Annotated in this window: 22 protein-coding genes; 9 read left to right on the top strand and 13 right to left on the bottom strand. The window is 68.4% G+C overall.

The genetic code is table 11. The annotated features are described in order from the left end of the window. The first annotated feature begins 13 nt into the window (after positions 1–13). The 5 genes from KXR53_RS28875 to msrP all read left to right on the top strand — a co-directional run bounded on the left by KXR53_RS28875 (position 14) and on the right by msrP (position 5603). Positions 14–1279: an ABC transporter substrate-binding protein gene (locus KXR53_RS28875; protein WP_437378754.1), complete on the top strand. Its 1266-nt coding sequence runs from the start codon at positions 14–16 to the stop codon at positions 1277–1279. An 84-nt stretch (positions 1280–1363) separates the two neighbouring features. Then, a complete protein-coding gene (locus tag KXR53_RS28870; RefSeq protein WP_437378753.1) occupies positions 1364–2326 on the top strand; it encodes a carbohydrate ABC transporter permease in 963 nt (320 codons plus the stop codon). 3 nt (positions 2327–2329) lie between these two features. Continuing rightward, entirely contained in the window at positions 2330–3169 is an 840-nt protein-coding gene (locus KXR53_RS28865; RefSeq protein WP_437378752.1) for a carbohydrate ABC transporter permease, read from the top strand. A gap of 112 nt (positions 3170–3281) precedes the next feature. Continuing rightward, positions 3282–4484, top strand: coding sequence for a pyridoxal phosphate-dependent aminotransferase (locus KXR53_RS28860; protein ID WP_437378751.1), 1203 nt, complete (start codon positions 3282–3284; stop codon positions 4482–4484). 147 nt (positions 4485–4631) lie between these two features. Beyond that, positions 4632–5603, top strand: a complete 972-nt coding sequence (gene msrP, locus KXR53_RS28855) for a protein-methionine-sulfoxide reductase catalytic subunit MsrP (RefSeq protein ID WP_437378750.1) — start codon at positions 4632–4634, stop codon at positions 5601–5603. A 464-nt stretch (positions 5604–6067) separates the two neighbouring features. Here msrP and KXR53_RS28850 read toward each other — a convergent pair whose 3' ends face one another. The 3 genes from KXR53_RS28850 to KXR53_RS28840 all read right to left on the bottom strand — a co-directional run bounded on the left by KXR53_RS28850 (position 6068) and on the right by KXR53_RS28840 (position 9266). After that, positions 6068–6958, bottom strand: coding sequence for a LysR family transcriptional regulator (locus tag KXR53_RS28850; protein WP_026871544.1), 891 nt, complete (start codon positions 6956–6958; stop codon positions 6068–6070). A gap of 237 nt (positions 6959–7195) precedes the next feature. Then, positions 7196–8203 carry a thioredoxin-disulfide reductase gene (gene trxB / locus KXR53_RS28845; RefSeq protein WP_437378749.1) on the bottom strand — a complete coding sequence of 336 codons (1008 nt, stop codon included), beginning with the start codon at positions 8201–8203 and terminating at the stop codon, positions 7196–7198. A gap of 91 nt (positions 8204–8294) precedes the next feature. After that, the gene (locus tag KXR53_RS28840) at positions 8295–9266 is read right to left on the bottom strand and encodes a mitochondrial fission ELM1 family protein (RefSeq protein WP_437378748.1); all 972 of its coding nucleotides are present in this window, start codon (positions 9264–9266) and stop codon (positions 8295–8297) included. 113 nt (positions 9267–9379) lie between these two features. Between KXR53_RS28840 and KXR53_RS28835 the strand changes: the two genes are divergently transcribed. After that, entirely contained in the window at positions 9380–9880 is a 501-nt protein-coding gene (locus tag KXR53_RS28835; RefSeq protein WP_437378747.1) for an Lrp/AsnC family transcriptional regulator, read from the top strand. Positions 9881–10111: 231 nt separating this feature from the next. Here KXR53_RS28835 and KXR53_RS28830 read toward each other — a convergent pair whose 3' ends face one another. Then, the gene (locus tag KXR53_RS28830) at positions 10112–11080 is read right to left on the bottom strand and encodes a LysR substrate-binding domain-containing protein (protein WP_437378745.1); all 969 of its coding nucleotides are present in this window, start codon (positions 11078–11080) and stop codon (positions 10112–10114) included. A 104-nt stretch (positions 11081–11184) separates the two neighbouring features. On the opposite strand from KXR53_RS28830, the gene hemH reads away from it, so the two are divergent. The 3 genes from hemH (at position 11185) to KXR53_RS28815 (ending at position 13912) form a co-directional block, all read left to right on the top strand. Further along, positions 11185–12195: a ferrochelatase gene (gene hemH / locus KXR53_RS28825; RefSeq protein WP_437378744.1), complete on the top strand. Its 1011-nt coding sequence runs from the start codon at positions 11185–11187 to the stop codon at positions 12193–12195. Then, the gene (locus tag KXR53_RS28820; RefSeq protein WP_437378743.1) at positions 12195–12377 is read left to right on the top strand and encodes a hypothetical protein; all 183 of its coding nucleotides are present in this window, start codon (positions 12195–12197) and stop codon (positions 12375–12377) included. Before hemH ends, KXR53_RS28820 begins: the two co-directional genes overlap by 1 nt. Positions 12378–12457: 80 nt before the next feature. Next, the gene (locus KXR53_RS28815; protein ID WP_437378742.1) at positions 12458–13912 is read left to right on the top strand and encodes a catalase; all 1455 of its coding nucleotides are present in this window, start codon (positions 12458–12460) and stop codon (positions 13910–13912) included. Positions 13913–13995: 83 nt separating this feature from the next. Here the strand turns inward: KXR53_RS28815 and KXR53_RS28810 are convergent, their stop codons facing one another. The 9 genes from KXR53_RS28810 to KXR53_RS28770 form a co-directional block, all read right to left on the bottom strand. After that, positions 13996–14718, bottom strand: coding sequence for a DUF1868 domain-containing protein (locus KXR53_RS28810; protein WP_437378741.1), 723 nt, complete (start codon positions 14716–14718; stop codon positions 13996–13998). 67 nt (positions 14719–14785) lie between these two features. Further along, positions 14786–15250 (bottom strand): GNAT family N-acetyltransferase, encoded by a 465-nt coding sequence (locus KXR53_RS28805; protein WP_437378740.1) that lies wholly within the window; start codon positions 15248–15250, stop codon positions 14786–14788. 1 nt (position 15251) lies between these two features. Further along, on the bottom strand, positions 15252–15794 hold the full coding sequence (locus tag KXR53_RS28800) for a histidine phosphatase family protein (protein WP_437378739.1): 543 nt from the start codon (positions 15792–15794) through the stop codon (positions 15252–15254). A 22-nt stretch (positions 15795–15816) separates the two neighbouring features. Beyond that, positions 15817–16320, bottom strand: a complete 504-nt coding sequence (locus KXR53_RS28795; RefSeq protein ID WP_437378738.1) for an FkbM family methyltransferase — start codon at positions 16318–16320, stop codon at positions 15817–15819. A gap of 456 nt (positions 16321–16776) precedes the next feature. After that, positions 16777–17631, bottom strand: coding sequence for a sulfite oxidase heme-binding subunit YedZ (locus KXR53_RS28790; RefSeq protein WP_437378737.1), 855 nt, complete (start codon positions 17629–17631; stop codon positions 16777–16779). A gap of 100 nt (positions 17632–17731) precedes the next feature. Continuing rightward, positions 17732–18775, bottom strand: coding sequence for an endonuclease/exonuclease/phosphatase family protein (locus KXR53_RS28785; RefSeq protein ID WP_437378736.1), 1044 nt, complete (start codon positions 18773–18775; stop codon positions 17732–17734). Between the two features lie 8 nt (positions 18776–18783). Next, the gene (locus KXR53_RS28780; RefSeq protein WP_437378735.1) at positions 18784–19701 is read right to left on the bottom strand and encodes a sugar phosphate isomerase/epimerase family protein; all 918 of its coding nucleotides are present in this window, start codon (positions 19699–19701) and stop codon (positions 18784–18786) included. A gap of 25 nt (positions 19702–19726) precedes the next feature. Continuing rightward, positions 19727–20845 (bottom strand): sn-glycerol-3-phosphate ABC transporter ATP-binding protein UgpC, encoded by a 1119-nt coding sequence (ugpC, locus tag KXR53_RS28775; RefSeq protein ID WP_437378734.1) that lies wholly within the window; start codon positions 20843–20845, stop codon positions 19727–19729. A 16-nt stretch (positions 20846–20861) separates the two neighbouring features. Then, positions 20862–21779, bottom strand: coding sequence for an ABC transporter permease subunit (locus KXR53_RS28770; RefSeq protein WP_437378733.1), 918 nt, complete (start codon positions 21777–21779; stop codon positions 20862–20864). Between the last annotated feature and the right edge of the window lie 7 nt (positions 21780–21786).

Here is a 21786-nt window from a genome sequence, read left to right as displayed (position 1 = left end):
GAGGCAATTGCACATGTCCCGTTCATTCCTGCGCGGCGCGTTCCTGGCCGGGGCGGCGCTCGTCGCCATCGCCGGCCAGGCCGTGGCGGCCGACGCGACGCTGACCATCGAGAGCTGGCGCAACGACGACCTGAAGGTGTGGCAGGACACCATCATCCCGGCCTTCGAGAAGACCCATCCGGGGATCAAGGTGGTGTTCTCGCCCACGGCGCCGACCGAATACAACGCGGCCCTGAACGCCAAGCTCGAGGGCGGCACCGCGGGCGACCTGATCAGCTGCCGGCCGTTCGACACCTCGCTGGCGCTGTTCCAGAAGGGCTATCTCGCCCCGGTCACCGACCTGAAGGGCATGGACACCTTCTCCGACGTGGCCAAGAGCGCCTGGATCACCGATGACGGCAAGACGCTGTTCTGCGTGCCGATGGCTTCGGTGATCCACGGCTTCCTCTACAACAAGGACATCTTCGACGCCGAGGGGCTGACCCCGCCGAAGACCGAGGCCGAGTTCTACGCCCTGCTCGACAAGATCAAGGCCAAGGGCGAGGTGGCGCCGCTCGACATCGGCACCAAGGATCAGTGGGAGGCCGCGACCATGGGCTTCCAGAACATCGGTCCGAACCTGTGGAAAGGCGAGGAAGGCCGCAAGGCGCTGATCGCCGGCACCCAGAAGTTCACCGACAAGCCCTATGTCGAGGCCTTCGAGGAGCTGGCGAAGTGGAAGCCGTACCTGCCCGAGGGCTATGAGGCCCAGGCCTATCCGGACAGCCAGAACCTGTTCACGCTCGGCCGCGCCGCGATCTACCCTGCCGGGTCCTGGGACATCGCCGCCTTCAACGCCCAGGCCGATTTCAAGATGGGAGCCTTCCCGCCGCCGGTCGAGAAGGCGGGCGACAAGTGCTACATCAGCGACCACACCGACATCGCCCTCGGCATGAATACCAAGACCAAGAACCCGGAGGCCGCCAAGGCCTTCCTGGAGTGGCTGGCGACGCCGGAATTCGCGGACATCTACTCGAACGCGCTGCCGGGCTTCTACTCGCTGTCGAACCACCCGGTGACGATCAAGGACCCAGTGGCGGCTGAGTTCCTGAGCTGGCGCAAGACCTGCGAATCCACCATCCGCAACTCGTACCAGATCCTGGGGCGCGGCACGCCGAACCTGGAGAACGAGCTGTGGAACGTCTCGGCCCAGGTGCTGAACGGGACGATGACGGCGCAGCAGGCGGCAGAGCAGATCCAGAAGGGGCTGGACTCCTGGTACAAGCCGGCCGGCAAGTAATCTGACACCCGGCGCGGGGTGCGCGGCCCGGCTTGTCCCGGACCGCGCGCCCTCGCGTCCCCTTTTCCAGTATAGGCTGTTCGCATGGCCAGCACGCAGATCGCCGCCGTTCCCCGCACTCAGATCGCGGGCCGCCGCGGCCGTTTCCCCTGGCACGTCGTCGTCTTCCTGGCGCCGGCGACGCTGATCTACACCCTGTTCATGGTCTACCCGCTGGTCGACAGCCTGCGGCTCAGCCTGTTCACGCGGGACGAGGCGGGGGCGGAGCATTTCGCCGGGCTGGCCAATTACGCGGCGCTGTTCTTCGACCCGCAATGGGCCGACCGGTTCTGGAATGCGCTCGGCAACAACGTCCTGTTCTTCGCCGTGCACATGCTGGTGCAGAACCCGATCGCGATCGGCCTGGCGGCGCTGCTGTCCCTGCCCAACTTGCGCTTCACGAACACCTATCGCACGCTGATGTTCACCCCGACCCTGCTGTCGGTGGTGATCATCGGCTTCATCTGGAAGCTGATCCTGTCGCCGACCTGGGGCGTCGCCAAGTCGATGCTCTCCGCGGTCGGCCTCGGCTCGCTCTTCGCCCCCTGGCTGGGGCAGGAGGGCTCGGCCCTGATCGCCCTGTCGCTGGTCTCGGTCTGGCAGTGGGTCGGCATGCCGCTGCTGCTGACCTATGCCGCGCTGCTCAATATCCCCGAGAGCCTGACCGAGGCGGCGCGGGTCGACGGCGCCGGGCAGATGACGATCTTCTGGCGGATCAAGCTGCCGCTGATCTGGCCGACCATCGGCATGGTCTCGATCCTGACCTTTGTCGGCAACTTCAACGCCTTCGACCTGATCTACGTCTCCCAGGGGGCGCTGGCCGGGCCGAACTTCGCGACCGATATCCTCGGCACCTTCTTCTACCGCACCTTCTTCGGCTTCCAGCTGCAGTTGGGCGACCCGACCATGGGCGCCGCGGTGGCGACGGTGATGTTCCTGATCATCCTGACCGGCGTGATGATCTACTTCTATCTGGTGCAGCGCCGGCTGCAGCGCTACGAGCTCTGACCCATGGCCAACCGTCGCTCCTCCGTCTCGACCGCAGCCGTCCACGCGGTGCTGCTGGCCTACACCCTGATCGCGCTGTTCCCGATCGTCCTGGTGCTGTTCAACGCCTTCAAGTCGCGCAAGGCGATCTTCAGCCAGCCGCTGGCGCCGCCGCTGTCGGACACTTTCAGCCTGATCGGGTTCGACACGGTGCTGACCCGGTCCGACTTCGGCCTTTATTTCGGCAACAGCCTGACGGTGACGCTGGCGACTCTGTTCCTGGTCGTGTTCCTCGGCGCCATGGCCGCCTGGGCGCTGTCGGAATACAGCTTCAAGGGCAACGCCGTGCTGGCGCTGTACTTGGCCGTCGGCATCATGATCCCGATCCGACTCGGCACCGTCTCGATCCTGCGGCTCGTCGTGTCGCTCGACCTGATCAACACGCTGGCGGCGCTGATCCTGGTCTACACCGCGATGGGCCTGCCGCTGTCGATCTTCATATTGTCGGAGTTCATGCGCCAGATCCCGAAGGAGCTGAAGGATTCCGCCCGCTGCGACGGGGTCGGGGAATACCGCATCTTCTTCCGCATCATCCTGCCGCTGGTGCGGCCGGCCCTGGCCACGGTCGCCGTTTTCACCATGGTGCCGATCTGGAACGACCTGTGGTTCCCGCTGATCCTGGCGCCGGGCGACAGCACCCGCACCATCACCCTCGGCGTGCAGCAATTCGTCGGCCAGTATGTGACGGACTGGAACGCGGTGCTGGCCTCGCTGACGCTGGCCATCATCCCGGTGCTGGTGCTGTACGCCTTCTTCTCCCGCCAGCTCATCGCCGGCCTGACCCAGGGCGCGGTGAAGGGGTAGCATCCGCGCTCGGCGCGGGCGCGGTGCCGAATTTTCGCAGGGCTTTCGGCTTGTCGGTGGGCGGCGGGCGGGGCTACCGTCCTCCGCCTCCACTTTCCCGGGATCCGGAACCATGGCCTTCCTCGCCGCCTCGCTCGCCCGCGTCAAGCCGTCGCCGACCATCGCCGTCACCACCAAGGCGGCCGAGCTGAAGGCCGCCGGCCGCGACGTCATCGGCCTCGGCGCCGGCGAGCCGGATTTCGACACGCCGGACAACATCAAGCAGGCGGCGATCGCCGCGATCCAGGCCGGCAAGACCAAATACACCGCGGTCGACGGCACGCCGGAGCTGAAGAAGGCGATCTGCGCCAAGTTCCTGCGCGAGAACGGCCTCAAATACGAGCCGAACCAGGTCACCGTCGGCACCGGCGGCAAGCAGGTGCTGTACAACGCTCTCCTGGCCACGCTCGACCCGGGCGACGAGGTGGTCATCCCGGCGCCCTACTGGGTCAGCTATCCCGATATCGTGCTGCTGTGCGGCGGCACCCCGGTGCCGGTGGTCTGCCCGGAGGACAAGGGGTTCAAGCTGCAGCCGGCCGATCTCGAGGCCGCGATCACACCGAAGACCAAGTGGCTGATCCTGAACTCGCCCTCGAACCCGACCGGCGCCGCCTACACCGAAGCCGAGATGAAGGCGCTGACCGACGTGCTGCTGCGCCACCCGCACGTCCATGTCCTGACCGACGACATGTACGAGCACCTGGTCTATGACGGCTTCCGCTTCGTCACCCCGGTGCAGGTCGAGCCGAAGCTGTACGACCGCACCCTGACCATGAACGGCGTGTCCAAGGCCTATTGCATGACCGGCTGGCGCATCGGCTACGCCGCCGGCCGGCCGGATCTGATCAAGGCCATCGCAAAGGTGCAGAGCCAGTCGACCTCCAACCCCTGCTCGATCAGCCAGGCGGCGGCGGTGGAGGCGCTGAACGGCCCGCAGGACTTCATCCCGCGGCACAACGAAGTGTTCAAGCAGCGCCGCGACCTGATCGTGTCGATGCTGAACCAGTCGGCCGGCCTGTCCTGTCACCGGCCGGAAGGCGCCTTCTACGTCTTCCCGTCCTGCGCCGGCACCATCGGCAAGAAGACCCCGGACGGCAAGGTGATCGAGACCGACGAGGACTTCGTCACCTATCTGCTCGAGGCCGAGGGCGCGGCGGTGGTGCAGGGCTCGGCCTTCGGCCTGGCGCCGTTTTTCCGCATCTCCTACGCCACGGCGACCGAGGCGCTGCAGGAGGCCGGCATCCGCATCCAGCGCGCCTGCGCCGCGCTGCGCTGAGGCCGTCCGCAGCCGCACCGGCGCCGGGATGCGTCCCGGCGCCGCTGGCCTCTGCTACAGGGGCGCGGTAACGTCGGCCCGTCCTGCCGCGAACTAGAGGTGAGACCGCCCCGCGGTCGGATGGTTCGGGTCGAGGAGGACAGGCCGATGCTGATCAAGCGCAACCCGGGATGGCGCATCCCCGAAAGCCAGGCGACGCCGGAGGCGGTGTATCTCGACCGGCGGCGCCTCCTGCAGGCGATGGGCTTCGGCGCCGGCCTGCTGGCCACCGCCGGTGCGGCGCTCAGGCTTCGCCCCGCCCGGGCGGCCGATCCGGACCCGACCACCGATCTCTACCCGGCGAAGCGCAACGAGCGCTACACCCTCGACCGGCCGCTGACGCCCGAGCAGGACGTCACCACCTACAACAACTTCTACGAATACGGCTCCGACAAGGACATCTGGGAGGCGGCGCAGGAGCTGAAGATCCGCCCCTGGACGGTGAAGTTCGACGGCATGGTCGAAGAGGAGCGGGAGGTCGATATCGATACCCTGATCCGCGCCATGCCGCTGGAGGAGCGGCTGTATCGCCACCGCTGCGTCGAGGCGTGGTCGATGGCGGTGCCCTGGACCGGCTTCCCGCTCAAGGCGCTGGTCGATTATGCGCGCCCGCTGTCCTCGGCGAAATATGTACGCATGCAAACATTCGAGAACGACGAGGCGCCTGGCTTCAGCCAGATCTTCTACCCCTGGCCCTATGTCGAAGGCCTGACCATGGCCGAGGCGACGAACGAGCTCGCCTTCATGGTCACCGGCCTGTACGGCAAGCCGGTGCCGAAGCAGAACGGCGCGCCGCTGCGGCTGGTGACGCCGTGGAAATACGGCTTCAAGTCGATCAAGAGCGTCGTCCGCATCAGCTTCACCGACGAGCGGCCGGTCAGCTTCTGGGAGCAGCTGCAGAGCAGCGAGTACGGCTTCTGGGCCAATGTGAACCCGGAGGTGCCGCATCCGCGCTGGAGCCAGGCGATGGAGCGGGTGATCGGCACCAACGAGCGGGTGCCGACCCAGCTGTTCAACGGCTACGCCGAATACGTCGCCGATCTCTACAAGGGGCTGGAGAACGAGCGCCTGTTCGCCTGATCGGCGCGGGCCTTCCGGCGGAGGGGGGGCGACACCCCCTTCATCCTCCCGCTTTCTGCCCGTTCATGCGGCAGGGGTGATGGTCCGGCTCGTCCGGGCCCGGAATCTGCACAAAAAAAGGGCCGGAAACGCGTTCCGGCCCGAGTCAAACAGGGAGGCTTCACGTCTGGGAGACGCAAGGAGCCGGCAGTGCCGGACCCTTGTTCTGCTGCGCTGCAGCACGAACGCTCTTAAGATAGGCAATCTTTGAGCGATTGGTAACCAGTTTCTACCATTGCTTTTATGCGCGCATTGCATAGCTCGCTCCGCGCGACGCAACCCCTAGGAAATCCGCCATTTTTTCGTTGGGTTTTGCACAGATTTCAGACAGTTGCCGTCTTTTTCTCGCTTTCAAGGCCTGGAAAAGCGTACGGGAAGCCCTAAGCGGGGGCGCACGCATTCACCCGATGCCATTTTCCGGCAAGTCAGAACTTGCTCTCGGCCACCTTGCGGACGAGGAAGTCGCGGAACACCGCGATGCGCTTGGAGTGGCGCAGCTCCTCGGCATAGACGAAATAGGCCTCGGTGGTCGGGCCGGTGACCTCGGGCAGCACCCGCACGACGTTCAGGGTCGGGTCGACCATGAAGTCCGGCAGGGCGGCGAGGCCGAGGCCGCTGCGCACGGCGCGGTAGATCGCATACTGGTTGTTGACCCTGAGCGCGATCTTGCGGCCGCCGGGCGGCGGGCTGCCGACATGGGCCAGCCAGTTGATGTCGGCGATCGGCCCGCGCGCGTCCTCGCCATAGATGATGATCGAGTGCTTGTTCAGGTCGTCCAGAGTCTGCGGGATGCCGTTGCGCTTGAGGTAGTCGACCGACCCGAAGATGTGGATTTTCACCGTCATCAGATGGCGCTGGATCAGGTCCGGCTGGCGCGGCGGCGTCATGCGGATGGCGACATCGGCCTCGCGCATGCCGAGATCCAGCTCCTCGTCGTCGATCAGGACCGTCAGGTCGATCTCGGGATAGGCGGTCAGGAACTCGCGCACCCGCGGCGTCAGCCAGGTCGAGCCGAAGGCGACGGTGGTGGTGATCTTCAGCGGACCGCGGGCATGGTCCTTGCTCTCGCTCAGCTGCGCCTCGGTCATCGACAGCTTGGCGAAGACCTCGCGCGCGGTGCGGAACAGCAGCTCGCCCTGCTCGGTCAGGATCAGGCCGCGGGCATGGCGATGGAACAGCGGAACCTTGAGGCTCTCCTCCAGCGCGCTGATCTGGCGGCTGACCGCCGACTGGCTGAGGTTCAGCTTCTCGCCCGCATGGGTAAAGCTGCCCGCGTCAGCGACGGCGTGGAAAACGCGCAGCTTGTCCCAGTCCATCTCCGGCACCCGTTCGTTTCTTGCGCGGGCGACTAGGGCGGGGTGGTCGATATACCAGCGCTCGGCGTCGCGCCTGCGAATCACACTATATACACTATGACGGCCACCCCCGACGGAACGCAAGCAAAGCTTGGACCAGGCGGGAACAATTGTTGCCGTCGACTCGGAAGGGGGTGACGGCACCCCCTTCGTCATCGCTCTTACGAATCGAGGCGGATCGGGAGGCCGGCAGCAGGCTCAGCTCGCGGCGGCGGCCACCGGGCGGGCCTCGCGATCGGCGATCCGGGCCAGGTGGCCGGTGCCGGCATGCTCGGACAGGAAGCGCTCGGCCTCCAGCGCCGCCATGCAGCCCATGCCGGCCGCGGTCACCGCCTGGCGGTAGACCCGGTCCTTGACGTCGCCGGCGGCGAAGACGCCGGGCACGTCGGTCGCGGTCGAGTCGGGCGCGGTCAGGATGTAGCCGTCGGCATCCATGCGGACATGGCTCTTGAACACCGCGGTCGCCGGGTCGTGGCCGATGGCGACGAAGACGCCGTCGACCGGCAGCAGGGTCGCAGCCCCGGTCCTGGTGTCGCGCAGCCGGACCCCGGTCACTGCCTCCGGCGTGCCGCCGCCGACGATCTCCTCGACCACATGATTCCACACCACCTCGATTTTCGGATGGGCGAACAGCCGGTCCTGCAGCACGCGCTCGGCGCGTAGCTGGTCGCGGCGATGCACCAGCGTCACCTTGGTGGCGTGGTTGGTCAGGTACAGCGCCTCCTCGACCGCGGAGTTGCCGCCGCCGATCACCGCCACCTCCTTGCCGCGGAAGAAGAAGCCGTCGCAGGTGGCGCAGGCCGAGACGCCGCGGCCCTGGAACGCCTGCTCGCTCGGCAGCCCCAGCCAGCGCGCCTGGGCGCCGGTGGCGATGATCACCGAGTCGGCCTCGTAGACGGTGCCGGAATCGGCGGTGCAGACGAAGGGCCGGCGCGAGAAGTCGACCTGGGTGATCAGGTCGAACTCCATCCGCGCGCCGCAATGCCGGGCCTGGGCCTCCATCTGCTCCATCAGCCAGGGGCCCTGGATGACGTCGGCGAAGCCGGGATAGTTCTCGACATCGGTGGTGATGGTCAGCTGCCCGCCCGGCTGCAGCCCCTGCACCAGGATCGGCTCCAGATTGGCGCGGGCGGCATAGATCGCGGCGGTGTAGCCGGCCGGGCCGGAACCGATGATCAGGACCTTGGTGCGATGGGTGGCCGGCATGGGGCGACAATCCGCTGCGGGGAAGTGTCACCGATAGATAGCCACCGCCGGCAGCGGGAGCAAGGCGGCGCGGACCAGGGGTGCAAAGGGGTCAGGCCGTGGCGCTGAGCAGCATCCGCACTCGTTCAGCCGCCTGCGCGGTGTCGTCGAGCGGCGTGTAATCCCACTGCTCCAGCCGGCCGGCGAACGGGCGGGTGACGCCTTCGGCCGCCAGTGCCTCGTGGAAGCGGCGGTGCTTCGGTGCCAGCTCGGCCCAGGGCACCACATACACCGGCTTGCCGGTGGTCGCCGCCTCCGAGGTCATGTTGATGCTGTCGTTGGTGACGATCACGGCGTCGGCGAGGGCCAGGAAGCCGAAATAGGGGTTGGGCGGATGGCCGTCCCAGATCCAGGCGGGCAGACCTTCCAGCGCCCGGCGCAGCGCTGCCGCCTCGCCCTCCAGCGTGCGCCGGCTGGTGGTGACCATCAGCCCGACCCCGCTGCGGGCCAGGTCGGCGAGCTGCCCGGCGAGTCGGGCCACCGCGCCCGCCGGCACCGTGACCGACTTGCTGCTGCCGCCGATCAGCACCGCGGCGCGTGGTCGCGGCAGCCCGCCCAGCACCGGCTCCCACTCCGCCGCGGCCGCGGCGAGGCGGGCCGGGGTGATGAGGTTGAGCGCGCCGCTGGTGGCGAAGACGTTGGGTGCTTTCAGTCCGTCATGGCGGGGCGTCACGATCAGATCGAAACGCCCCGGGTTGACGCCGGGACGAAATATTTGCACAAGGCGCGTCCGATGACCGCTGGCCCGTTTCACGGCGAGGGCGGGATACACGCTCTGCCGGCCGGCTGCGATCAGCAGGTCGGGCCAGGGCGGCCCGTTCAGGCCGAAGCCGGCGGCGGGCCGAACGGGATCGAGAAGCCGATGCCAGCCATGGCGAGCGCCGAGTCGGACCACCTCCGGGACGATGCCGAGCGCCTCCGCCAGGCCCAGGCACTGGTTCTCGTTCGCCGGGCGGCCGTCCGACACCACCCATACCCGCAGGGAGCCGATGTCGCTCGTTCCCGCGCGCGGCGCCGCGTTCATGCTGTCAAACCCTCCGCCAAACCCTCCCCGCGAAACAGGATTGCGCTTGCGCCCGGCGAAAGTCCGGCAATATCCTTGCGCGTAATCACGGAAGCCCTTTCATGAGAGAACCCATGCGCCGTGTGAAGCTCGACCGCATCGACCGCCGTATCCTTCGCGACCTCCAGGACGACGGTCGGATGACGAATGTCGAGCTGGCGCGCCGTGCCGGCATCTCCGCCCCGCCCTGCCTGCGCCGAGTCCGGGCGCTGGAGGAGGCGCATTACATCCGCGGTTATCACGCCGACATCAACCCCGAGGCGTTGGGTTTCGGCGTCACCGTCTTCGCCCAGGTCGGGCTGACCAGCCAGGCCGAGGCCGATCTGCGCAAATTCGAGGAGCTGGTCGGCAGCTGGCCGCTGGTCCGCGAATGCCACATGCTGGCCGGCGAGACCGACTTTCTCTTGAAGATCGTGGCCGAGGACTGGGACAGCTATCAGCGCTTCCTGACCACCCAGCTGACCTCGGCGCCGAACGTCAACCACGTCAAATCGGCCCTGGCGATCCGCACCGCCAAGCAGCTGCCGGGCGTGCCGATCGACGTCGACGTCAAGGACCATCATCGCGACGAGTGATCCGCGCGGATCGCACCAAGCAATTCCCGTTATTGCGACCACAGCCTCTCTTAAGTCTCCTCTCCCGCGAGAGGAGGTGAGACTCATACCAGTGGCCATTGAAATCGACTCTTCCGTCCTTTCCCGTCATGGCGAGGCGCGCAGCGCCGTGGCCATCCAGGGGCTGGTGCCGCTGGATGGCCACGCCCCTTCGGGGCTCGCCATGACGGGCATTGTTTCGGGCCGCTGGCATCATCTGTTCTGGGCCGGCGCCATTTCGCCGCCCCCGTTTCCTTCGCCGGCCTTCTCCGCGACCCGGGTGCCTGGCGGCGGGTGGTCCAGCAGGACGCGGCGGAGCGCCTCGAACTGCTCCGCCCGCGGGTCGCTCTGGCGCCAAGCCAGGCCGATCATGCGGCCCGGTGGCGCGCCGTCGAAGCCGGCATAGCTGACCAGGCCGCCGACGCTGGCCTCGCCCAGCGTCGCCAGCCGCGGGAACAGGCTGTAGCCGGCGCCGGCCGCGATCATCTGGCGCAAAGTCTCCAGGCTGGTGCTGTGCCGCTTGCCGCCGGTGCCCAGCGTGCCGCACACCTCCAGCGCCTGGTCACGCAGGCAGTGCCCGTCCTCCAGCAGCAGCAGGCCCTCGCGCGGCAGCTCGGCGATCCGGGCGGCGCCGTCCGCGGCCACCGGCCGGTCGGCCGGCTGGGCCAGGACGAAGGGCTCGAAGAACAGCGGCGCCGTCGCGATCTGCGGATCGGCGACCGGCAGCGACAGGAAGACCAGGTCCAGCGCGCCGTGCCGCAGCGCCTCCACCAGCTGATACGTGCGGCCCTCATGCAGCACCAGCTCCAGCTTCGGGAAGGCCCGGCGCAGCGGCCGCAGCATGTGCGGGAACAGATAGGGGCCCAGCGTCTCGATCGCGCCCACGGTCAGCGGGCCGGACAGCGGCGCGTCCAGCTCCTGCGCCAGCGCCATCAGCCGTCGCGCCTCCAGCAGCACGCGGCGGGCCTGGGCCAGGATGACCTCGCCCTTGGCGGTCACCAGCACGGTCTTCGGCCCGCGCTCGAACACCGCCAGGCCCAGCGTCTCCTCCAGCTTGCGGATCTGCATGCTCAGCGCCGGCTGGCTGACGCCGCAGCGCTCCGCCGCCTGGCCGAAATGGCGCAGCTCGGCCACGGCGACGAGATATTCGAGATCGCGGAGGGAGAGGCCGGCGAGGGTCATGCCCGTCTATGTACGATAAGCGATGTCTATCTACCAGATCGGATAGATCGATTGGATCTTATCGAAGCGGTAAGTGAGGCTCGGGTCAGCCATAGGAGCCCGCCATGCCGCCCTTCGCCGGATCCGTCCCCGCTGCCCGTCGCCGTCGCATCGCCCTGGTGCTGCTGCAGATCGGCGGCCCGGACCGGCTGGAGGCGGTCGGCCCGTTCCTGCGCAACTTCTTCTCCGACCCCGAGATCATCCGCCTGCCGGGCCCGCTGCGGGCCGCGGTGGCCCGGCTGATCGCCCGGCGGCGCACCCCGATCGCGCAGGAGATCTATCGCCAGCTCGGCGGCGCCTCGCCGATCCTGGGCCAGACCCGGGCGCAAGGCCAAGCCGTGGCCGAACGGCTCGGCGATCTCGGCGAGGTCCGGCCCTTCGTGGCGATGCGCTACTGGCATCCCTTCGCGGCCGAGACGGCGGCGCTGGCCCGTGCCTGGCGTCCGGACGTGGTCGTGCTGCTGCCGCTCTACCCGCAGTATTCGACCACCACCACCCGCTCCGCCCTGGCGGACTGGGCGCAGGCCGCCGACGCGGCCAAGCTGGACGCGCCGACCCGGATCGTCGGGGCCGCGCCCGTCGACCCCGGCTTCATCGCCGCCCAGGCGGATCTGATCCGCCGGGCCTGGCCGCGCGACGGCGGGCGCCATCGCCTCCTGTTCACCGCCCACGGCCTGCCGCTGTCGATCGTGAAGGCGGGGGACCCGTATCCCGATCAGGTCCGTGCCTCGGCCGAGGCGGTGGCCGCGGCACTCGGCATCCCCGATCTCGACTGGCGCATCGCCTTCCAGAGCCGGGTGACGCCGCAGGAATGGCTGAAGCCGGACACGGAGGAGGAGGTGCGGCAGGCCGGGCGCGACGGCGTCGGCCTGGTGCTGGTGCCGGTCGCCTTCGTCTCCGAGCATTCCGAGACGCTGGTCGAACTCGACCGCGAATACCGCGCGGTGGCGGAGGCCGCCTGCGTCCCGTCCTTCATCCGCGTCCCGACCGTCGGCCTGCATCCGGCCTATATCGCCGGGCTGGCGGCTCAGGTTCGGCGCGCGCTCGGCGCCGGCCAGATACGGGAGGCGGCGTGATGCGGCCCTCCCTGAACGCGCTGATCGCCGACCTCGCCCGCCACGGCGCCAGCCTGACCCTCGAGAACGGCCGGGTCGGGGTGCAGGGCGACCTGCCGCCGGAGCTGCTGCTGCGCCTGCACCGTCACCGCCGCGACCTGCTGCCCCTGGTCGAACGCGGCATTCACTTATCGCGCCGATAAGAACGATCGATTTCCCTGATCGCAACGCGACGGCGACCCTTTCCCCACGGCGGATGTCCCGCCCCCGACAGGAGCTCTTGATGACCACCCTGACGACGACCTTCGGCGCCCCGGTGTCCGACAACCAGAACTCGCTGACCGCAGGGCCGTGCGGCCCGGTGCTGATCCAGGACTTCCACCTGATCGAGAAGCTGGCGCATTTCAACCGCGAGCGGATCCCGGAGCGGGTGGTGCACGCGAAGGGAGCCGGCGCCTATGGCGTGTTCCGCGTCACCGCCGACGTGACGAGGTGGACCAAGGCGAGGTTCCTGTCGCAGGTCGGCAAGGAGACCGAGGTCTTCCTGCGCTTCTCCACCGTCGGCGGAGAGAAGGGCTCGGCCGACGCCGAGCGCGACCCGCGCGGCTTCGCGCTGAAGCTGTACACCGGGGACGGCAATTACGACATCGTCGGCAACAACACGCCGATCTTCTTCATCCGCGACCCGCTGAAGTTCCCGGACTTCATCCACACCCAGAAGCGCAACCCGGCGACCAATCTGAAGGATCCGACGGCGGTCTGGGATTTCGCCTCGCTGTCGCCGGAGACGCTGCACCAGTTCACCATCCTGTTCAGCGACCGCGGCACGCCGCGCAGCTACCGCCACATGGACGGCTTCTCCAGCCACACCTTCAGCTGGATCAATGCGGCCGGAGAGCGGGTCTGGGTGAAGTATCACTTCAAGACGAAGCAGGGGATCCAGAACTTCACCGCCGAGCAGGCGTCGGCGATGATCGGTATCGACCCCGACCACGCCACCCGCGACCTGTTCGCCGCGATCGAGGACGGCGACTTCCCGGCCTGGAAAGTCTCGGTGCAGGTCATGACCGAGGCGGAGGCCGAGGCTTTCCCGATCGACCCGTTCGACCTGACCAAGGTCTGGCCGCACGCGGCGCATCCGCTGATCGAGATCGGCGAGCTGGTGCTGAACCGGAACCCGCAGAACTATTTCGCCGAGGTCGAGCAGTCGGCCTTCAGCCCGGCGAACGTGGTGCCAGGCATCTCCTTCAGCCCGGACAAGATGCTGCAGGGCCGGCTCTTCGCCTATGGCGACGCGCATCGCTACCGCCTGGGCGGCAATCACGGCCTGCTTCCGGTCAACCGGCCGCACGCCGCCGTGGCCAGCAACTACCAGCGCGACGGGGCGATGCGCTTCGACGACAACGGCAAGGGCGCGGTTAACTACGAGCCGAACAGCTTCGGCGGCCCGAAGCAGGACCCGGCGGCGGCCGAGCCGCCGCTGCCGCTGCGCGGCGCCGCCGACCGCTACGACCACCGCGTCGGCAATGACGATTACAGCCAGGCCGGCGCCCTGTTCCGCCTCATGGACGACGGCGCCCGCACCCGGCTGATGGACAACATCGCCGCCTCGATGCGCCCGGTGCCGGAGGCGATCCAGCGCCGCCAGATCGCCCATTTCGCCAAGGCCGACCCGGCCTACGGCGCCGGCGTGGCCGAGCGGCTGGGCCTGACAGTTTCGGTCGACGCCGCGGCCTGACCCGATCCCAAGGACGGCGGCCGTTGCTCTGTGGGGCCGCCGTCCGGACTGGCCCGCCATCCTCCAGGATGGCGGGTCTTTTCTCAGCCCTGGAAGCGCAGCACCGGCAGGAAGCGGTGCAGGGTCTCGAACACGCAGAATTCCGGCGGGCCGAGATGCAGCACCGGATGGGCCTGGATGAAGGCCTCGCCGAGGCGCTGATGCGCGGCCAGATGCTGCTCCGCCTCGGCCGGGCTCAGCCACTCCAGCAGGTAACTCAGCGTGATGTGGAAGCGGTAGGCGTCGTGGTTCGGCTTGCGCAGGCCCAGAATCAAGGCGAAGGCCTCGCGCAGGCCGCGGATCTGGCGGGCCGTGTCCTCGTCAGCCGGCTCCAGCCCGACCACGGTACCGCCGGTGCCCATCGGGAACAGCCCGGCAGGACGCATGGCGAAGCGCTGCGGCACGGAAAGGCCGCGCAGCCGGTCGATAAAGCGGCGGGTGATGTCCTCCAGCGGCGCATCGGGGGCCACGCCCTGCGGCCAGCGCTCCGGCGACCGCTCGGCACAGGTCACGCCTTCGAACACGGTCATGTGATAGCTGAAGGCCGGCAGGAAGGCGAAGCGCTCGCCCCACGGCAGGTCGCGCAGCCGCTGCGCCAGCTCGGCCAGGGCGGGCTGTTCCGGCGCCGTCGCCGGGATGTGGCAGATGATGGTGTTGCCGCGGAAGGGCAGGGGCGACCCGTCGCGCGCGAATTTCAGGCCCAGCGTCGGGTTCGGCGCGTCCTCGGCAGGTGCCGTCAGGCGTGAGGCCCAATCAATGTGGTCCAAGGCTGTCTCCGTCGTTCGGTCTGCGCGGGCGTAACAGCCGGATCGCGACAGGATGATGACGGGCGCCTCACTCGTCCGGCAGCGCCTTCTCCATGAACACGCTCAGCGGGTCGGGGCCGTAGGCGCCGAAGGGGCCGGTCTCGCGATAGCCGAAGCGGCGGTAGAGGCCGAGCGCCTCGGTCGACTTCACCCCGGTCTCCAGCCGCAGCAGCCGGATGCCCTCGCACCGCGCCTCGGCCTCGAGGGCCTCCAGCAGGGCGCGGCCGATGCCCAGGCCGCGGGCCTCGGTGGCGACGAAGATCCGCTTCAGCTCCGCCGCGCCATTTCCGTCGGGCGCGTAGCCGCCACAGCCGACTGCGCGCCCGTCCAGCCGGGCGACGGGGAAGCGCACCTGCAGGGCCAGCAGCGCGCCGACGTCCAGCCCGTGCCGGCTTTCTGCCGGATACAGCCCGGCCGAGCGGCGGTCGGCCTGCTCCAGCAGCGCATGGACCTCGGGCTGGTCCGGCGTCTCCCGGGCGATCGTCAGGGCCATCTTAGTCGCCGTCCTTCCAGAAGCGCCGGACGCCGCCGGCAGGGTCGATGTGGAACACATCGGGGTTGCTCAGCGCGGCCCAGGCGGCGAAGCCGTCGCGGCCGTCGAAGCTCTGCAGCAGCAGGGCCAGCAGGTTGCCGTGGGTGACGATCGCCACCGCTCCCTCGGCGCCGGCCGCGGCCTCCGCCAGGGCCGCAACGCCGCGCCGCGTCGCCGCGGCGCCGGATTCGCCACCCGGCCAAGCCAGGGCCGGATCTTCGAAGGACAGCCGAAGCCGGTCCCGCCAGTCCTCGGCCGGCTCCGCCGTCAGCACCCGCTCTGCCAGCCGCGCATCAATCCCGACCGGCAGCCCCAGCCGTTCCGCCAGCGGGGCGGCGCTGTCGCGGGCGCGAAGGAAGGGGCTGGAGACGACGCGCGTGATCGGCAGGGCCGACAGCCGGTCAGGCAGCCGCAGCGCCTGCTCCCGGCCCTCCGCGGTCAGCGGCGCCTCCGGCTCCTGCCCGGCTGCGCGGCAGTGCCGGATCAGGTAGAGCTCGGCGGTCACGACAAATGCAACCCGGGAGACCCTAGCCCAATGGCTTATTGAAGGCGACGACGTCGATATGATCGGTATTTCTTTTTGCCCATTCCGACAAGACCGACGATTTTTCGGTTCCGCTATCGAGAATATCGCCGTTTGGCATCACAACCCCAAGGCGATATTCAAGATCTATTAAAAATTGAAGATAGGCATCGCATTTTTCGCCCAGGCTCGTTGGCGCGAACTCGCTGATGATGGTCGGCCTATAGAGCGTTAATGTCTCGCGAAAGCCGCTGAGCGCCTCAAATTCTGCGCCTTCAACATCGATCTTAACGAGGTCGAGGCGCGGGATTTCCAAGATTTTGTCGAGCTGAAATGCCGGGACTACATTGCTCGTTAATAGTATGTCGAGAACTGTGCTCGGCTGTCTTACAGTGCCGTTGGAATGGGACGTATTGAGGACCAACATTCCGTCCGTGTTGTGCGCGGCTATGGAGTGGATGAAAACCTGATCGAAATTGTTGGCGCGTCGACTGGCCTCCAGCAGCAAAAATAAATATCTTCACGTGTTGCTTTTTGTTCGCGATAACTATGCAAGAGATCATCGATATCGGTCACTTTCTTCCTCTCCCCCAATTCAAAGGCACGCTCTTCGCGGCGGCCGTGCTGTTCATATGGTGTGCGGATATCGCCGAATTGGTTGCCTAGCTCCGGCCCGGAGATCCGGCAGCGTCACAATCCCTTTGCTTCCTGCAGGCAACTTATCAGGCGCCGGCAAAGTGGTCGCAGAACCCAATTCACGAGAGCAATCCTGTCGATAGACCAAACTCGAGTCTCATCGGAAGGTGCCAAACTGATAAGTTTATGACAACAGCAGATGGTCCTTTTCCGGGCGCTGGGGGCGGCGCCGCGATCCAAGGCAGGCGGCTGGCGATGCCGCTCAGCGGCGCACAATGCTGAACCTCCTGGCCGCGACCGTCCGGGTGAATCGCAAGCCGGACTCTCGTCAGGCCAGAGCCGGCCGCCGGGCTCTGCTCTTCTGCAGCCGGCGCAGCGCCGCCAGCAGGGTGACGGCTAGGCCGGCGCCCAGCACGATCCAGGCCGGGCGCGGGCCGTGGGTGAACATCAGGTCGGCGCGCAGCACCCGCATCGGGTCGACACCGGTGAACAGCCCGTACATCGCCGCCTCGCCGCCGGCCGTCACCAGGGCGGCGACGACGGACAGGAGGGCCAGCGACCACAGCGGCAGCCCGTCGCCACGGCCGAAGCGGCCGTCCAGCACCCGCCAGGCCAGCAGCCAGATGGTGAACCCCGCCAGCATGGTCGGGATGGCGACATCGACCTTGGACTGCATCACCCCGTGGATCAGCCCCAGCACCACGATCGCATAGACCAGCCGGTGCAGCCGCTGCCAGGTTTTGCCGCCCAGGCGCTTGACCATGGCGTCGGTCGAGGTGGCCAGCAGCGGCATCAGCCCAAGCAGCGCCAGGAAGCCGAGGGTGAGGTAGAGGCGCTTGACGATCTCCGAGGCCACGAAGGCCAGATCGAAGCGCTGCAGGACGATGTAGCCGGTGAAGTGGATCAGCACATAGGTCGCGGCCGCCACGCCGATCATGCGCCGGACCTGGATCAGCTGCGGCCAGCGCAGCGCCCGCTTCAGCGGCGTGACCGCCAGGCCGATCACCAGGAAGTACAGCACCCACAGCCCGATATTGCGCAGGAAGGTCTGCACCGGGTCGGCGCCCAGGTCCCCGGCCAGCAGGCGCCCGCCATACCACAGGCCGGGCAGGAGCAGCAGCACGAAGACCACGGTCTTCATCCAGGAGAAGCGGCCGGCACGGTCGGTGAAGGGCGAACGCATCATATCCTCGGTGGACGCGGTCGGGTTGCGGCCACGGAGAGAATAGCGCGGCCACCCCTCTATACGGAGGGGGTGGCCAAGACGTTTCATGACATCCGATTTAGGTTAGTGCGCCAGCCGTCTCGAGCCGCTCGGCCCTTTCGGTCCCGACGACAATGGTCGCCGCCACGGCGTCGTGGTCGGAGATCGCGGCGCCGGCGGCGTCGACCGCCGGGATGGTCGCCGGCGCCTCGGCCTCGACATGGCGGGTGAACAGCCAGTCCAGCTTGGCGAAGGGCGGCTCGGGCGTGCCGTCCGGGCGGGTGCGCTGGGTCGGGCCCGGCGCGTTGCAGCGGCGCCAGTCGAAGCCGGCGTCGCGCAGCACGGCGAACAGCGGCTCCTCCGCCTCCGGCGCCTCCAGCGACCCCGTCGCCTCCTTGGTGTTGAAGTCGCCGCCCAGCACCACCCCGGCGCCGGCCGGCACCAGCCGGTCGATCGCCGCAGCCAACCGCTCGCCCTGGCGGGCGCGGTCGGCGGCGTCGCTGTGGCTTTCGAGATGGGCGGCGACGAGCCAGAGCGGACGCGGGGCGTCGAGCCGGGCCGCGATCGCCATGCGGCCGCCGAGCCGGCGCTGGTTGCCGGCGCGGCCGGCGAACCAGGTGCCGCCGGCGTCGAGCGGAATGATCACCGGATCCAGCAGCGGATGGCGGCTGAGGATGGCGTTGCCGTGCAGCCCGACCCGGTTGTCCTCGTCGGCGTGCCACTCGCATTCGCGGGCGTCGCCGAGGCCGAGCTCGACGAACTCCACGCCGTACGCCCAGCCCATGCCCAGCGCCTCGGCCAGGTCGCGCACCGTGTGCCGGTTGCCGGAGCGGGCCATGCCGATATCGGCCTCGGTCAGCAGCACGACGTCGGCGCCGGCGGCGCGCAGCAGGGCGGCGGAGGGGGCGTGGTACTTCAGCCGCTCCGCGTTCCAGGCGGCGACGCGGAGCCGCGGCGGCACCGGCCGTTCCACCGGCGCCGGGCGGTGCTCGATCGCGGCCAGCGCCGCCACCTCGGCGGCGAAGCGGTCATGCGCATCGTCCGGCGCCAGGGCGGCGTCGGCCAAGAGGATCGGGTCGGGGGTCGGCAGCACGCCGACCCGCCGGGTGATGATCTCCCGCATGGCCCGGGTCAGGCCGCCATCGCGCGCTGGTTGACCAGATCGGCCAAGCGCCGGGCGCGGGCCAGGCTGTCGGTCAGCTCGGCGTCGTAGCGGTCGCCGTTCAGCTCCAGGATCATCACCGTGTCCGGCTGGAAGCGCAGCTCGGTAAAGATCTCCTCCCAGGGGATGTCGCCCCAGCCCAGCGGCAGGTGCAGGTCGCCGATGCCCAGCGCCACCGCCTCGGACGGATCGTAGAACTTCGTCATGGTGTAGGGCCGGCCGAAGCTGTCATGCACATGCAGATGGCCGGTGGCCGAGGCCATGCTGCGGATCTGGGCGCGCCAGTCGAGGCCGCGGCGAATGCACTCGATATAGGCGTGGCTGAAGTCGATCAGCGTGCACAGGTTCGGGTGGTTCACCGCCCGCACCGTGTCGGCGACCTCGGCCGGGGTCTGGCGGTACTCGCCGTCATCCATAGCGAAGATGTTCTCGAAGGCCAGCTTGACGCCGTAGCCGCGGGCGACCTCGGCCAGCTCGGCCAGCGCCTCGCGCTCCATCGCGTCCAGCCGGTCGCGGCCGGCCTGGTCGGTCATCGCCGCCTTGCCGGCATGGTGCACCAGCACGGTCGCGCCGACCTGGTCGCACAGCTCCAGCATCGCCCGCACCACCGCCTTCTGCAGGTGGAGATGCTGTTCGTCCATGAAGTTGGAGACGATCTGGCCGTGCACGGTGTAGCGCAGGTCGTGGCGGCGCACGATCTGCTCCAGCTTGTGCACGCGGTCGGGCAGCAGCCGGCCGCCGGCGATCAGGTCCTCGCCGTACAGCGACAGCTCGGCCGCATCGGCGCCGATCTCGGTGAGACGGCCGAGGCTGGCGTCCAGCCGCGACAGGTCGCCCTTGCCGCTGACGCCGGTGGAGAAGCCGATGGCGGTGATAATGTCGGTCATGGAGATGTCTCGCTGAAGCGGATGGTCAGGCGGCGGTGGCGACGGCGAAGCGATGCTCGGCCGGCAGGTCGGCATCGAGGCGCAGCCCCGTATGCGGGTCGAAGAAGTGCAGCTGCGACGGCGGCAGGTGGAGGCCCAGCGGCTGGCCGGGCTGGCAGTCCACCTCGTCACCGGTGGTGACGGCGAAGGACAGGCCGTCGATGTCGGTGTGGATCACCCGGCCGGCGCCCAGCTCCTCGATGAAGTCGACCGTCGCGACCAGCGCCCCGGGCTGGTCGGCCGGCACGATCTCCACCACCTCCGGCCGGATGCCGAGCGCGGTGGAGCGCTCGACGAAGCGCCCGCCATAGGCCGGGTCGATCGCCACGGTCTTGGTCTCGTCGAAGCGGAACAGGCCGGGGGCGACGATGCGGCCCTCGATGAAGTTCATGGCCGGCGAGCCGATGAAGCCGGCGACGAAGCGCGTGCGGGGCTGGTTGTAGATCTCGGCCGGGCGGCCGATCTGCTCGACCACGCCCTTGTTCATCACGATCAGCACGTCGGCCAGCGTCATCGCCTCGACCTGGTCGTGCGTGACGAAGACCGAGGTGGCGCCCAGGCGCCGGTGCAGGCGGCGGATCTCGACCCGCATCTGCACCCGCAGCTTGGCATCCAGGTTGGACAGCGGCTCGTCGAACAGGAACACCTGCGGCTCGCGGATGATGGCGCGGCCCATGGCGACGCGCTGGCGCTGGCCGCCGGAGAGGGCGGCCGGCTTGCGGTCGAGGAAGTCCTCGAGGCCGACCAGCTTCGCCACCTCGCGCACCTTGGCCATGCGCTCGGACTTCGGCATGCCGGCGACCTTGAGGGCGTAGCCCATGTTCTGGGCCACGGTCATGTGCGGGTACAGCGCGTAGTTCTGGAACACCATGGCGCAGCCGCGCTCGCGCGGCTCCAGCCGGTTCACCACCCGGCCGCCGATCGCGATCTCGCCGGCGGTGATCTCCTCGAGGCCGGCGATCATGCGCAGGAGGGTGGACTTGCCGCAGCCGGAGGGGCCGAGGATCACGGCGAAGGTGCCGGAGGGCAAGTCCAGGTCGACGCCGTGCACCACCGGCGTCTTGCCGTAGCTCTTGCGCACGCCGCGGATGGCGATGTGGGCCATGGCTTTCTCCTTCCGGTTACTTCTCGGTGGCGATCAGGCCGCGCACGAACCAGCGCTGCATCAGGGCGACGACCAGCAGCGGCGGGACCATGACGATCAGGGTGGCCGCCATCACCACGTTCCAGTCAGGCAGGCCGCCATTGAAATTCGGGATCATCCGCTTCAACTGCATCACCGCGGTGCTGAAGGACTGGTCGGTGGTGACCAGCAGCGGCCAGAGATACTGGTTCCAGCTGTAGACGAAGAGGATCGCCGCCAGCGCCAGCATGTTGGTGCGCGACAGCGGCATCAGGATCTCGGCGAAGAAGCGCATCGCCCCGGCGCCGTCCATCTTCGAGGCCTCCAACAACTCGTCCGGCACGGTCATGAAGAACTGGCGGTAGAGGAAGGTGCCGGTGGCCGTCGCGACCAGCGGCAGGATCAGCCCGGTGTAGGAGTTCAGCAGGTTCCATTCGAGACTCACCTGGATGCCCGTGGCCCAGGCGATCAGGGTTGAGAGGCCGGCGGCGTCGAGGATGGTCTGGAACGGCGCCAGCGCGTTGGCGGCGACGGCATAGGTCGGCACGATGCGGACCTCGAGCGGCAGCATCAGCGTGGTGAAGATCAGCCAGAACACCAGCATCCGCGCGCGGTAGCGGAAGAATACGATGGAGAAGGCGGTCAGCGCCGCCAGCACGATCTTGCCGACGGTGACGCCGACCGCGACCACCAGGCTGTTCAGGAGCTTCGAGCCGAGCTCGCCGCGGTCCCAGGCCGCGGCCAGGTTGTCGAACAGATGGCTGCCGGGGACCAGGCTCATCGGCACCTGGTTCACGCCCTGCAGATCCTTGGTCGCGGCGACCACGACGATGACGAAGGGCAGCAGGACCAGGGCCAGGCCGGCCAGCAGGATCAGATGGGTCAGCGTGTTCAGGACCGGGGTGCGTTCGATCATCAGACCC

The organism is Inquilinus limosus, assembly GCF_051487185.1.
GTDB lineage: Bacteria > Pseudomonadota > Alphaproteobacteria > DSM-16000 > Inquilinaceae > Inquilinus > Inquilinus limosus_F.
Note: the sequence above shows the minus strand (reverse complement) of the source record. Positions and strands in the feature narration are given on the sequence as shown.